13 protein-coding genes and 2 pseudogenes are annotated in these 13,942 nt (G+C 37.4%); 14 read left to right on the top strand and 1 reads right to left on the bottom strand.

All coding sequences use genetic code 11. The features are described from left to right. Positions 1–239 precede the first annotated feature (239 nt). The 12 genes and pseudogenes from ACEN33_RS10040 to ACEN33_RS10095 all read left to right on the top strand — a co-directional run bounded on the left by ACEN33_RS10040 (position 240) and on the right by ACEN33_RS10095 (position 11,514). Complete coding sequence (locus ACEN33_RS10040; protein ID WP_407094993.1) at positions 240–1,409, top strand: nucleotide sugar dehydrogenase; 1,170 nt, start codon at positions 240–242, stop codon at positions 1,407–1,409. Between the two features lie 81 nt (positions 1,410–1,490). After that, positions 1,491–2,363: a UTP--glucose-1-phosphate uridylyltransferase GalU gene (gene galU, locus ACEN33_RS10045; RefSeq protein ID WP_407094994.1), complete on the top strand. Its 873-nt coding sequence runs from the start codon at positions 1,491–1,493 to the stop codon at positions 2,361–2,363. Between the two features lie 189 nt (positions 2,364–2,552). Continuing rightward, positions 2,553–3,401 (top strand): NAD-dependent epimerase/dehydratase family protein, encoded by an 849-nt coding sequence (locus ACEN33_RS10050; protein WP_407090526.1) that lies wholly within the window; start codon positions 2,553–2,555, stop codon positions 3,399–3,401. Between the two features lie 277 nt (positions 3,402–3,678). Beyond that, a complete protein-coding gene (locus ACEN33_RS10055) occupies positions 3,679–4,947 on the top strand; it encodes an exo-beta-N-acetylmuramidase NamZ domain-containing protein (RefSeq protein ID WP_407090525.1) in 1,269 nt (422 codons plus the stop codon). 574 nt (positions 4,948–5,521) lie between these two features. Next, a complete protein-coding gene (locus tag ACEN33_RS10060; RefSeq protein ID WP_407094995.1) occupies positions 5,522–5,773 on the top strand; it encodes a transposase in 252 nt (83 codons plus the stop codon). 71 nt (positions 5,774–5,844) lie between these two features. Continuing rightward, a pseudogene (locus tag ACEN33_RS10065) lies at positions 5,845–6,516 on the top strand (IS3 family transposase); the annotation flags it as partial. 379 nt (positions 6,517–6,895) lie between these two features. Next, positions 6,896–8,668 (top strand): flavocytochrome c, encoded by a 1,773-nt coding sequence (locus ACEN33_RS10070; RefSeq protein WP_407094206.1) that lies wholly within the window; start codon positions 6,896–6,898, stop codon positions 8,666–8,668. Positions 8,669–8,996: 328 nt separating this feature from the next. After that, positions 8,997–9,188: a transposase gene (locus ACEN33_RS10075; protein ID WP_407094997.1), complete on the top strand. Its 192-nt coding sequence runs from the start codon at positions 8,997–8,999 to the stop codon at positions 9,186–9,188. Between the two features lie 351 nt (positions 9,189–9,539). Then, positions 9,540–9,902 carry a hypothetical protein gene (locus tag ACEN33_RS10080; protein WP_407094998.1) on the top strand — a complete coding sequence of 121 codons (363 nt, stop codon included), beginning with the start codon at positions 9,540–9,542 and terminating at the stop codon, positions 9,900–9,902. 93 nt (positions 9,903–9,995) lie between these two features. Further along, positions 9,996–10,703 (top strand): DUF4230 domain-containing protein, encoded by a 708-nt coding sequence (locus ACEN33_RS10085; RefSeq protein ID WP_407090520.1) that lies wholly within the window; start codon positions 9,996–9,998, stop codon positions 10,701–10,703. Between the two features lie 159 nt (positions 10,704–10,862). Continuing rightward, the gene (locus tag ACEN33_RS10090) at positions 10,863–11,207 is read left to right on the top strand and encodes a hypothetical protein (RefSeq protein ID WP_407090519.1); all 345 of its coding nucleotides are present in this window, start codon (positions 10,863–10,865) and stop codon (positions 11,205–11,207) included. A gap of 145 nt (positions 11,208–11,352) precedes the next feature. Continuing rightward, positions 11,353–11,514 carry a hypothetical protein gene (locus ACEN33_RS10095; RefSeq protein ID WP_407094210.1) on the top strand — a complete coding sequence of 54 codons (162 nt, stop codon included), beginning with the start codon at positions 11,353–11,355 and terminating at the stop codon, positions 11,512–11,514. Between the two features lies 1 nt (position 11,515). Here ACEN33_RS10095 and ACEN33_RS10100 read toward each other — a convergent pair. Next, positions 11,516–11,995: pseudogene (locus ACEN33_RS10100) on the bottom strand (IS30 family transposase); the annotation flags it as partial. Positions 11,996–12,452: 457 nt separating this feature from the next. On the opposite strand from ACEN33_RS10100, the gene ACEN33_RS10105 reads away from it, so the two are divergent. Beyond that, positions 12,453–12,899, top strand: a complete 447-nt coding sequence (locus tag ACEN33_RS10105; protein WP_138405375.1) for an organic hydroperoxide resistance protein — start codon at positions 12,453–12,455, stop codon at positions 12,897–12,899. 129 nt (positions 12,900–13,028) lie between these two features. Next, on the top strand, positions 13,029–13,697 hold the full coding sequence (locus ACEN33_RS10110; RefSeq protein ID WP_138405376.1) for a Crp/Fnr family transcriptional regulator: 669 nt from the start codon (positions 13,029–13,031) through the stop codon (positions 13,695–13,697). Positions 13,698–13,942 lie beyond the last annotated feature (245 nt).

Genomic DNA, 13,942 nt, shown 5'->3' on the forward strand with positions numbered 1-13,942 from the left:
TAGATTTCTTTGTGTTAAAATGAGTGTGTGACATGAAGATTCTCTCCTTATACTATGTTGTGGTGACTTAAGTATAACGAATCTTCATGTCTTTTTTTAGTGTTGCGTTTCATCTTACAACACACCATTATTTAATATGTAGTATATAGTATTTTTGAGTGGTAGATACTCTTTTTACCAAGACATAGATTTGCTATAATAACATATAGTGAATTAAGAATTTATTTAAGGAGTAATGAATGAATATAACAGTTGTAGGTTTAGGATATGTAGGACTATCTAATGCAGTCTTACTAGCACAACATAATAACGTAAGAGCACTTGAGATTGTTGAGAGTAAGGTTGATTTGATTAACCAAGGTCTCTCTCCAATCAAGGACAAAGAGATTGAGGAATTCTTAGCTAAGGGTAATCTTCAATTAGAAGCAACTTCAGACAAAGACTATGCTTATGGCCATCAACCTCAATACGTGGTTGTCGCTGCACCAACTGATTATGATGATATCAATGATCAGTTCAATACGGCTATCTTAGAGGGTGCTTTAGAAGATGCCTTGGAATATGCACCTGAAGCGACGATTATTATTAAGTCGACAATTCCTGTAGGCTATACTAAGCGTATTAATAAGAAGTATGGGACAGATAGAATCATCTTCTCTCCTGAGTTTTTACGTGAAGGGAAAGCATTATATGATAACTTGCACCCATCACGTATTATTGTGGGGGAAGTATCCGACCGTGCCCAGAATTTCGCTGATTTAATGCTTGAAGGGGCTGAAGAAGATGATGTTGAAGTTCTATTAATGCCTTCAACGGAGGCTGAAGCAGTTAAGTTATTCTCTAATACTTACTTAGCTTTACGTGTGTCTTATTTCAATGAATTAGACACGTATGCTGAGTCTAAAGGGTTAGATACTAACTCAATTATTGACGGTGTTAGCCTAGATCCCCGTATCGGAGACTATTATAACAACCCTTCTTTTGGTTACGGTGGTTACTGTTTACCAAAAGATACTAAACAGATGCTTGCGAACTATAGGGATGTGCCAAACAATTTAATTCGTGCGATTGTGGATTCTAACGTAACACGTAAAGAGTTCATTTCGAGCCAAATATTGAAACAGGAGCCAAAAGTTGTCGGTATCCATCGTTTAACAATGAAGACAGACTCTGATAATTTTCGACAAGCAGCGATTTTTGACATTATGAAGCAAATTCGTGCTGAAGGTGTTGAAGTGGTCATTTATGAACCAACGATTAAAGAAGAAACCTTTGAAGGGTATAAGGTTGTTAATGACTTATCGGCATTCAAATTAATAACAAGCAGTATTTTAGCGAACCGTATATCCGAAGATATTCAAGATGTGAGCCATAAGATTTATACACGTGATGTATATAATAATAATTAGATTTATTTGTAATATTAATTTATGGGGCTTCATTTTTTGTGAAGTTCCTTTATTTTATAGTTATTAAGAAGGAGAATGATTATGTCAAAAGTACGTAAGGCAGTGATCCCAGCTGCTGGATTGGGAACACGTTTTTTACCTGCAACAAAAGCGATTGCGAAGGAGATGCTTCCAATCGTAGATAAACCAACGATTCAATTTATTGTGGAGGAAGCCATTGCTTCAGGGATTGAAGATATTATTGTAATCACTGGAAAAGGCAAACGTCCAATCGAAGATCATTTTGATGCGAATTTTGAATTAGAGTATAATTTACAAGAAACGGGTAAGGATGAATTGCTTGCCTTAGTGGAAGAAACAACGGAGATTCGATTGCATTTTATACGTCAGAAACGTCCTAAGGGCTTAGGAGATGCAGTTTATCAAGCACGCTCATTTGTTGGTAATGAGCCGTTTGTGGTCATGTTAGGGGATGATATCATGGTCGATGATGTCCCTTTGACCAAGCAATTGATTGATAATTATGACAAGATGAAAGCATCCACGTTAGCGGTCATACCAATACCTCATGAAGAGACGTCTAAGTACGGTGTGATTGATCCGACATCTGAAGTAGAAGAGGGAATCTATGCAGTTAACAGCTTTGTAGAAAAGCCTAAGCCTGAAGATGCACCAAGTAATCTAGCAATCATTGGTCGTTACTTATTGAAGCCAGAAATATTTAATATTCTTGAAACGCAAGCACCAGGGCGAGGTGGTGAAGTACAATTGACAGATGCAATTGATACTTTAAATCAGACGCAACGTGTCTTTGCCTTAGAGTTCAAAGGGAAACGCTATGATGTAGGAAATAAATTAGGCATGTTAGAGGCTAATATCGAGTATGGGCTACAACATCCGGAACTGAAGGATGGCTTGAAGGATTATTTGATGAGTGTTGTGGAACGCTTTTAATTACAGTAGAATTTTTGTTAGTGTTGGTGAGAGAGATCCTTTCATTAACACTTTTTTATTATTTCTATGTAAGAAACATATAATACATGTAAGTCATTTATATTGTGTATATCGTTCATAGGGCAGATTTATTTTGTTATAATGGGGTAAGTCTTAGTTAGTAAATAAATTGGGTTAGGTGAATTGATAATGAAGAAAGTTCTAATTACAGGAAGAAATAGTTATATAGGGAATAGGCTTGCTGCATGGTTAGCTCTCTGGCCAGAAAAGTATCAAGTTGATAAGGTATCCTTGCAAACTGATAAGTGGCAAGATATCGACTGGAGTGGTTATGATTCAATTATCCATGTGGCGGGGATAGCACATAATTCATCAAATAAGTCATTAGAAAATTTGTATTATTCAGTCAATCGTGATCTAACTGTGCAAGTGGCCAGCAAGGCTAAAAAAGAGGGTGTAAGGCATTTTGTTTATATGAGTAGTATGATTGTCTTTGGGACTGATCAAGCTGCTATTAGACAAGATACAGTGCCTCAGCCAGATAATTTCTATGGGGATAGTAAGTTGCAAGCTGAGCGCGAGTTAGAGCGATTGGAATCCGAGGATTTTCGAGTGGCTTATGTTCGTCCGCCAATGATTTATGGGCATGAATCGAAAGGGAATTATCCTAGACTTTCTAAGTTAGCTAAAGTTACACCACTTTTCCCTGATTATGATAATAGACGTAGTATGTTACATGTAGATAACTTATCAGAGTTTCTAAGGTTAGTTATTGATAACCAGGACCGAGGTTATTACCATCCTCAAAATGTAGATTATGTCACAACAACGGATCTTGTTAAAGAAATTGCGAAGATATCCAATCATCGTATAGGTGTGACCAAGTTGTTTAATCCGTTGATTAAAAGCATGATGGGCATCAATGTCGTTAATAAAGTTTTTGGTGACTTGTATTACGAACAAGCAATGAGTGAGTATCATACAAATTATAATGTCAGAGGTTTTAGTGAGTCTGTGCGAGAGACGGAGTTGAGTTAGTAGAGTATTTTTTGAGGGAGAGTGGTATCTTAATCCTCCTTTTTTTGTATTCACTTCTGAAGAAATTTTGTTATTTTATGGTTCTACGATTTATGATATCAGTGAGATTAACTCACCAACATCATAAATTGAAGAACTCTATTTGATTTTCATAAATTTTATTTCATAATCGTGAGATATGACTTGTAATTATATTTCAAATGTTTATAATAAATTAAAGAAAGCGCTTCACTAATTTGGCGTGTAATTATAGTTAATCAGAAAGGAATGAAAGTGTATGGAGAGAAAAGGAAGTATGTCGGGTGTTTTGAAGGCGTTAGGGGTGTTTATGTTAGGTTTGTCACTTCTAATTACTAGCTTGCCAGTAGTGCAGGCTGAAGATGATTTCAAGTTTGGTCTAGAAATGTTGTTGTCTGATCACAAAGATTTACTTGAAGGGAAGCGAGTGGGGCTTGTAACGAATCCTACCGGAGTTGACCAGGATTTAAATACAACTGTTGATTTGTTATTTGAAGATTCTGATATTAAATTAACCGCTTTATATGGTCCAGAACATGGGGTTCGTGGGAATGCTGAAGCGGGGGAGTATGTTGAGTTTTATACGGATCCAGAAACAGAATTACCAGTATATAGTTTATACGGGGAGACACGTAAACCAAGTCAAGAGATGTTAAAAGATGTGGATCTACTCGTCTTTGATATTCAAGATGCGGGGGTAACTTATTATACTTACGTTTGGACGTTGTATAATATTATGGAAGCAGCCTCTGAAGAAGGGAAGCAAGTGGTCGTACTTGACCGTCCGAACCCGTTAGGTGGAGATTTAGTTGCAGGTCCAGTAGTTGTTGAAGAAGAACATTCTTCTTTTGTTGGCTTGAAGGATTTAGCGTTAGTTCACGGGATGACTTTTGGAGAGTTAGCACAGTATTTTAATGGGGAATTTGATTTGGGTGTTGACCTAGAAGTGGTTGAAATGCAAGGTTATGACCGAAGTGAATCTTATGCTGAACTAGATATTCCATTCGTAATGCCATCACCCAATATGCCAACAACCGATAGTATAGATGTTTACCCAATTACCGGATTATTTGAGACATTCGTGAATGTTTCCGAAGGTCGAGGCACAACAAAACCATTCCAATTGGTTGGCTCGGACTTTGTGAATGGTAAGGAATACGCCCAAGCATTGAATGACCTTAACTTAAGTGGTGTTAAATTCAGAGCAGCTGCCTTTACTCCCGCTCCTGGACAAAAGCTTGAAGGGAAGCTCGCTGAGGGGGTCGAAGTTTATGTGACAGACCGTGAAGAATATGATCCACTTTATACGGGTCTATCAATGATTCACGTGTTGAATAATCTATACCCAGATGAGATTGAGTGGCGTGAAGATCAATGGCTAGCTAAATTAACTGGTAAGTCGTCTATTGAAGAGGACTTGAAAGCAGGCCAGCCAGTGGAAGAAATCATCGCAAAATGGGACGAAAAATTACTATCATTTAAATCAACTCGTGAAGAATATCTTATCTACCCAAGTGGTGAAGAATAGACTATATGTGAGCACCTCCTTAGAAATTAATCTAGGGAGGTGTTTTTTACGTAAGGATGCTTTTACTCAAAGGAAGTCGCACTAGGCATAAAATAGATATTTTAGAAAAATAATGGTATCAAATTATAGTTAATTTGTTTGGTGTAAAGGAATTCTACATAGTTCATGATTATAGCGACTAGATAGCCCCAGTTGTTTGGACTTTAGCTCTACCAAGTGCGGAGAAAAGCTATTTCTAATCAGAAGGTGCTCCACCATTACTGGAAGAGATAGGGCGACTTACTTGATATTCTTTTAGCATAATTCTGCCTCAAATAATGTTTAATAACTATATAATTCCAACTATTTGTTAGAAGACATAATAATGAAATAGATAGAAATGATTTCTTATTAATGTAAAATAAGGGGCTTTTATTGAATATTACGTAGTAGCTTGCACTACCATAATGAAATGTCAGCTTGGGGTGGATGATTGAATTGGTCAAGCTGATGTTAGTCTAAATATGGGACATGTTAAATTGGGAGTTTAATGTATACTAAACATAAACCAATTGAACGGATGGAGTGTAAGACAATGAGAAAACGATATGATAAAGAATTTAAAATACACGCAGCAAAATTAGTCGTCCAAACTGGAAAAGCTGTCGCACAAGTAGCTAGAGAATTAGATGTAGCCGAACAAACGCTTCACAACTGGGTCAAAAAATATAAAGAAAGTGAAGACGGTTCAAACTTTATTGGCTGTGGGAACAGCGCGCCAGAAGACAAAGCAGTGAAAGACCTTCAAAACAAATTGCGTGATCTTGAAGAGGAAAACGCAATTTAAAAAAAGGCTATGGGCATCTTCGCCAAAGTCCAGAAGTAATTTATGATTTCATAGAATAGCACCGACACGAGTTTAGTGTTGTGAAGGTGTGCCAAGTTTTAGGTGTTTCCAAAAGTAGCTATTACCATTGGCGTAAGCGTGAAAAAAGTAACCAACAACTGTGCTGTGAAGAGTTAACCCGCCAAATAAAAGAGGTTTATATTAATTCACGCTCTATTTATGGCAGTCCTAAAATTACGAAAAAATTAAATCAAAAAAGAATAAATGTTTCTCAGAAAACAGTAACCCGAATTATGAAAGCGGAGGGAATTCGCTCAAAAAAGGTCAAGAAATATAAAGCGATAACGAATTCCAAACATTCCTTTCCGATTTATCCAAATTTACTGAATCAAAAATTTCAAGTGGACACTCCTGGAAAGGTTTGGGTCGGCGATATTACGTATATCCGCACGAATGAAGGCTGGCTATATTTAGCGACCATTATGGATTTATATTCGCGAAGAATACTAGGTTGGCATATGAGCCATCGAATGACAAAAGAGCTAGTCATCGTTGCGCTAAAGCGAGCGATTGGTAGACAAAAACCAACAGAAGGACTGATTCATCATTCAGATCGTACCAGCCAGTATGCGTCACATGAATACCGAGGAATTCTGCGTGAACACAACATGATTACGAGCATGAGCCGCAAAGGAAACTGTTACGATAAGGCCAGCAAGCGAAGCGCGTTAGCTTCAAATTAAATATTTTGGAATATCTCAATTTAATTTGTCCAATTTCTTAACATAGTATCAGTTCTCTCTTCCCAGTTGATTGTCATCTAATATCAATGATAATTTTTGATTATCCCTTGACTCATATAAAAAATATTTATATAATGAATTTGAAGAGTGCATAACAATATGAACGGCAATCGTATGATAGTCTATGAAGGTTTTTTCAATACTAATTAATCAAAAGGGAGGAGGCTGTAGTATTCTTAAATGTTTTTTTTTTGACTATCTGTCATTGAAAAGTCTCGAATTTGATTCGAGTATTTTTTTAAAGTAACTTGTAAACCATTGAACTATCCTCTAGAGTGGCATTCAGTTAATCAAAATAATTTATAAAGGAGTAAAACATATGAAGTTTATTAATAAATCAAGTCTTATCTTTACAGTATTATTATTAATGCTAGCCGTGTTGATGTCAGTAATACCTTCTCAATCTGTCGATGCTAAAGTGTTTGAAGGGATTGGACAAGGAAAGCATGGGGATGTAAAAGTAGAAGTGACGGTTGAAGATGAAAAGATTCAATCGATTGAGGTGCTTGATAGTCAGGAGAATGAAGTGCTCGCTGAACCGGTGTATCAATCACTAAGTGACGCCATTATTGAGAATAATTCTGTAGAAGTGGATGTTGTATCAGGATCAACAGCGACAAGTGAAGGATTTTTACAAGCTGTGCAAGATGCGATCGAAAAGTCAGGTATCTCACTTACTACAATAGAAAAAGGTAATACTGAAGAGTCGAGAGAAATTGAAGAAGAAACTTATGATATTGTCATTATTGGAGCTGGTGGTGCAGGACTAAGTGCATCTATTGAAGCAGCTGAAGCTGGGAAGTCAGTCTTGTTACTAGAAAAAATGCCTGCAGTAGGAGGTAATACTCTTATTAGTGGGGGCGAAATGAATGCACCGGGTAATTGGGTTCAAGAGAAATTAGGTATTTCTGAAAAGGATAGTGTTGAATTATATTATCAGGATACATTTGAAGGTGGGAATGAAAAGGGAGACCCTGAAATTATTCAAGTTTTAGCTGAAAATGCTTTAGCTTCTGCGGAGTGGCTGAAAGACCATGTAGGGGTAGAATTTTATGAAGATCAGCTTTTCCAATTCGGAGGACACAGTGTTGAGCGTGCATTAATTCCTCTTGGGCACACTGGTCAGGAGTTAGTAATAAAATTAAAGAATAAGGCTGATGAGGTAGGTGTGGCTACTTATCTTGATACTAAAGCTACAAAACTGATCCAAGACGAAAATAATAAAGTCGTTGGTGTTGAAGCAACTCATAATAATGGAACGGATTATAAATTCCATGCTAATGATGGTGTAATTATAACAAGTGGAGGTTTTGGTGCGAATGTTGAAATGCGTGAAGAAGCCAATTCTGAATATGGCGAGGAATATTTAAGTACAGTTTCAGTCGGATCAACCGGGGATGGGTTAACAATGGCAGAAGAAGTTGGAGCTGCTCTAACCAATATGGAAAATATTCAAACATACCCGGTCTCTAACCCTGAAACAGGTATGATTTCATTACTCGCTGATACTCGATTTGATGGAGCTATTCTTATAAATCAGGAAGGTCAACGGTTTGTTGAAGAATTAGAACGTAGAGATGTGATTTCTAAAGCTATCTTAGATCAAACCGGTTCTTACGCCTACCAATTATGGAATGATGAGCTAGACCAAATTTCTCAATCTAAAGAGCTTCATGAGGCAGAATACAATGAGTTGTTAGAGTCAGAACTACTTGTTGTAGGTGATTCAATTGAAGAAGTAGCAGAACATTTTGATATTGATTCAGAAGCGCTTAAACAGACCGTAGAAAAGGTAAATCAATATGCTGAGGATGGCAAAGATCCAGATTTCAATCATCGTTCAGGACTTCACTCGTTAGAAAAGGGTAAATATTATCTGATGAAATGTAAACCGTCTGTACATCATACAATGGGTGGAGTAGTTATTAATACACAAGCTCAAGTATTAGATACAGAGGGGAATGTCATCGAAGGGCTTTATGCTGCAGGTGAAGCAACAGGCGTTGTGCATGGTGAGAATCGCTTAGGTGGCAATGCTATCTCAGATGTAATTACTTTCGGGCGTATTGCTGGGCAAGAAATTGCGAAATAATTGAAGTAGCAATATAAAAGAGAAATAACAATTGAAAGCAGGGAATCCGTTACTGATAGTAACGGATTTCCTGCTTATTTATTATTTAATTACTATATAAAATTTTGTTCATTAGCTAATTACAGAAATCTAACCCCATTTTCTACAATACTTATAAACTGGTCTGATTTCATGCATCAACAAAATTCCCTTTGCTTATTCCTCCTAAAAAGTTATTATTAATTACAAATATCTTTTTGAAAGTAAGTGTTTATATGCAGTATAGAGATATAAGTATTGAGCAGTTTGATGTTAGTCTAAATATGGGATATGTTAAATTGGGAGTTTAATGTATACTAAACATAAACCAATTGAACGGATGGAGTGTAAGACAACGAGAAAACAATATGATAAAGAATTTAAAATACACACAGCAAAGTTAGCCTTCCAAACTGGAAAAGCTGTCGTGCAAGTAGCTAGAGAATTAGATGTAGCCAAACAAACGCTTCACAATTGGGTCAAAAAAATAAAAAGAAAGTGAAGACGGTTCAAACTTTATCGGCTGTGAGAACAGCGCGCCAGAAGACAAAGCAGTGAAGGACCTTCAAAAGAAATTGCGTGATCTTGAAGAGGAAAACGCAATTTTAAAAAAGGGTATGGACATCTTCGCCAAAGACCAGAAGTAATTTATGACTTCATAGAACAGCACCAACACGGGTTTAGTGTTGTGAAGATTTGCCAAGTTTTAGGTGTTTCCAAAAGTGGCTATCAGCATTGGCGTAAGCGTGAAGAAAGTAACTAACAACTGTGCTGTGAAGAGTTAACCCGCGAGATTAAGAAATTTGAACATAATTATGATATGTTGTCTAATTCTCAAAAATATGCTCTAGGGATGTCAATTAATTTATTAATATCATCTATTCAGCTATTAATTAACCCTTTATTGGGCTTACAATCCAATGTGCCACCAGAGTATTTTAGAAAGTTTGTCTTACTTGAGGAAGCGAATAATTTTGGAGGCTTAAGTATAGATGAGATATATAGTCATCAAGACTTAATCATTTACTTAGCGAATCTTCTCTATGATATTAATCTCTACGAGCAAGATGTAAAAGTCTTCTGGAAGAATCTGATAAGTAATAAAGAAAATCAGGAGAATTTTAATATTAGTAAAAGTATTGATGGTAATAAGTTGATGGCTGTTGTAACCTCTCTTATTACATCGGCGAAGATTGAAAATAGTCAAAAAGACTAAAAATAGTTAAGGCTTATTGCCGTTTAATTTGTTATAATAAATTGACTGTTATTACAAGTTAAACACGATAAACTAATTATTGGAGGTAGCGATATGGATGATAAAAAGTTGACGGAAGAAGAAAAAGTTTTGAAAGATGAGTCAACTGTTGGGGATAACAAGGAACGAAGTAATTCTTCACCAAAGTGGTTGAATGCATTTAAGTCGTTGAATCTTTTTTCTCTTACTGCATTAGTGATTGGTGTACTTGTTCTTCTATTGGGTATAGGAGTTTATGCTATAACAAGTGGTGATGAAGAAGAAGGCCCAACTATTGATAGTAATTTAATACAACATCAGATTGAAACGGTATCAGAGTTGACTACGACTAAATATCATTACACTAATGCTGGCGCATTCGAGGACCAGAACACATTTTACGGTTGGAACGTTCCTTTCACTAAGAAGAATTTTATCTTAACGTATTCAGGTATTATCCATGCTGGGATTGACATGGAAGCTGTGAATGTTGATGTGAGAGATGCAGAAATTTACATTGATATCCCGGATTCTCAAATTCTGTCTCATGAACTAGATGAAGTATCTATCAAAGTGTTGGACGAAGAGAACTCAATCTTCAACCCAATTAAGATTGAAGACTATCAAGCCTTCGCTATTGAGCAAGAGAAAGTGGTTGAAGAACAAGCCACTGCTAACGGCCTATTAGAAGAAGCTAACAAACAAGCCCAACAAGCGATTATGACAGTCTTGAAAATTAACCCAGAGATTGAGGATGGAAATTACACAATCGTTTTCCAATAGATATTAAAAATACAACCAGTTTTCTACAGTAATGTAGGAAGCTGGTTTTTGTTTTTCCTAAAAACACCCATCATTGTCATAATATTAAAGCGGAGTATAATAACTAGTTATAGAACGAAGGGAGGAGAATTACGATGAAAAAAATTAATCAATACTTTCATGGTGGTTGTGATTTTAATCAGCGTCATCTTCCCTACCGCAATCAGTGCAAAAGTCACAGAAGAGATCTTAGGCTACAAAATACTCGCCGAGAGTCAGAACAAAAGCGAGCTTATTACTGTCAAGGATTTCAGTGTGATTGATGGCGATACGACTGATTTTATCTTGGATCGAGCAGAGGAACCATCTATAAAAGCACGATTCTTGCTCATTGATGCGTCAGAGATGCAGAATAAACCTTACGCAAAAGAGGCGAAGAATAGGGTGCGCGACTTGCTCAAAGAGGCTGTCCTCATACAAATCGAGTATGAAGGGCAACCAAAGATAAGTATCAAAGGGATCTAGTCCATATCTGGGTTGATGGCATCTTGCTTCAAAAGATTCTTGTCACTGAGGCTTAGCTATCGCTCGCTATATCAATGGCTACCTCCCTAACAGTAAGTATGTCCAAGCAATCTACCAAGCCCAAGACTACGCTGCTAAGAATAAGTTGAAATTATGGAGTACGGGTGATTCAGAATACCTGTCGAAAGCAGAAGGATTAAGTGTTCCTTATGAAGGTGAAGGAGCTAGTGGTAATAGTAGTCCGGCTGGTTTTGTGGGGGAAGACGCTGGTGTGAGTGAAGATGTATATTTTCGTTTGTCAATTTAAACTAGAAATAATTTAACCCAGACACATTCTCAAGAAAGACCTCCAACGGGGTCTTATAATTTAAAGACTTTCTAGGAATCTTATTCCTACGAATGGCGACCGAAGAAATAAACGCTTGGTTCACTTCATTGAAGTCCATTTGTTTAGGTAATCCATCTTTACGCAAGAGCCCATTCGAATGTTCGTTGAGGCCACGTTGAGAGGGACAGCCCGGATCTGCAAAGAAAACAGAAATATCCTGATGATTGCTTAAACTTTTCCAGTTGGAAAATTCCTTGCCACAGTCAAACGTTATCGACTTAAAAAGATTCTTGGGTAGCTGTTTAAACCAGTTGGTCAAGGTGACCTCGATGTCTTCGGCCTTCCGGCCGGGTGTCTTTAAAGCAATGATTAACTTAGACGCTCTTTCCGCAAAGGTGATCACGGCACTCTTATGGTTTTTACCGATGATGGTATCACCTTCTAAATGTCCAAATTCTTTGTGGTAAGAAGGATAAGCTTGTTTATTGATGAACTTAATAGTGACCTCAAGTCAAGTCATCGCAGAGCGCCTAGGGGAAGAGAAAAAGAGATAGTAAAATCCTGGCTCAACAAACAGGTGCAAAACACTGAAGTGTAGCCGTATTTCCCGCATTTCACACAATGACTTAATGTTGACCCTTAGAAAAGTGATTTAATAACTTTTCTAAGAGTTTTTACTCGAGGCTCTATTTAGCGAGGAACAGAGTCTCGTGAAGCACAACGAGACGTTATTAAACTCGACAATATTAAGTCGCCAGCTGTGATGGCATAGATTCATCCACTTACAGGGCAATCACAAGTTTAATATTTTTGTGAATTCTAGTCATAAACTTTCGCCAAGCCTTGACCTATGTCAAGAGCAATAGGATTAGTATGTGCTATAATGGGGGTATCAAATAAGTAAAGGAGAATGTGGGATGACGGATTATCAACAGCTTTATGAGACAAGTGCAGTGAATACGGGTGGTCGTGATGGAGTGAGTTACTTAGCGGATGGGACGTATGAGGTGAAGATTACGACACCTAAAGATATGGGTGGTTCGGGTGAAGGTCAGAATCCTGAGCAGTTATTCGCCTTAGGTTACGGTGCGTGTTTCCACGGAGCTTTAGAATTGGTGAAGGGTAAGCATAAGGTTAAGAATGCGTCGCAAGTTCTTCATACAGTACGTCTTTACAAGAAGCCGGATGCGGCGGATTTTAAGTTAGAAGTTGAGATTCAAGTGGGAATTCAAGACTTTGATCGCGAAGAGACGCAGAAGTTAGCGGATGAGGCACATACTGTATGCCCTTATTCTAAGGCTGTTGCTGGGAATATCGATGTCTTCGTTAAAGCAGTAGATTATGATGCGAGCCAAGAAAAATAATTAGTATTAGATTAAATGAGCCAGGGCGAATATGTTCTGGCTTTTTTTATTTTTATGCAAAAAAGAGTAAAAGTCGGTAGCTTTGCCTTATAATGAGAGGAGATAAATCATTAGTGAGAGGATGAGTATATGGATTTTTCCAATTATCATTATTGTATAAGCACGATTCCCCTGTTCCAAACATTGACACGTGATCAGATTGAGAAGATTCAAGCTCAGATTCAAGTTAAGAAGTTTAAGGCAGGGCAATATTTATACCAAGCGGGTGATGATTCAGATACGTTGTATCTACTTCAGAAGGGTCTTGTGCAAATATATCGCTTATCTGCGTCGGGAAAGGAGCAGTATATTCGTCAATTAGAAGCGGGCGACTTCATTGGAGAATCCGGATTGTTCAGCCACCGGCAAATAAACCGCTATGTCAAGGCGGAGGAGCCAACAACGGTCTGCAGTATTCAGCGCGATGTCTTCAAAGATGTCTTGCTTCAAAATCCAGAGATTGCTATAGAATTACTGGAAGAGTTATCCAACCGCCTGAACGAATCCGAACAGCAAACCACTTGGATAACTTCAGAAAGCACGTCCCACCGCCTAGCGGCTTACTTGTTAGAAGCATACAACCAACAAGAAAGCTTATCAATTGAGATCCCTTCAACCAAAAAACAACTCGCATCCTTCCTAGGAATGTCTCCAGAAAGCTTCAGCAGAAGTTTGACGAAGTTGACCAAGGCAGGGATAGTCCGCCAACCCAAACCGAATGTGATTGAGATATTGGAATTGGGGAGGTTGGAGGAGTGATGGGGGAACTACGATATATGATTTGAAGTTATCGAAAAATGGAGTATAAAGTTCTTTTCAATTATTATTTGCTAGCTAAGATTAAATACACCGTAGATTGTAAAATTAAGCTAGACAAATAAAAAAGTCATTTATGATACACTCAAACTATACTTCCACCACGAAGAATAGGAGTGATCATAAATGACCTACTCCCATCTTACCACGGATGAATTAGTAATGATAGAATCTTATTATCATCAAAA

The sequence above is a fragment of the Ruoffia sp. FAM 24228 genome, from assembly GCF_045528575.1.
Lineage (GTDB): Bacteria > Bacillota > Bacilli > Lactobacillales > Aerococcaceae > Ruoffia > Ruoffia halotolerans.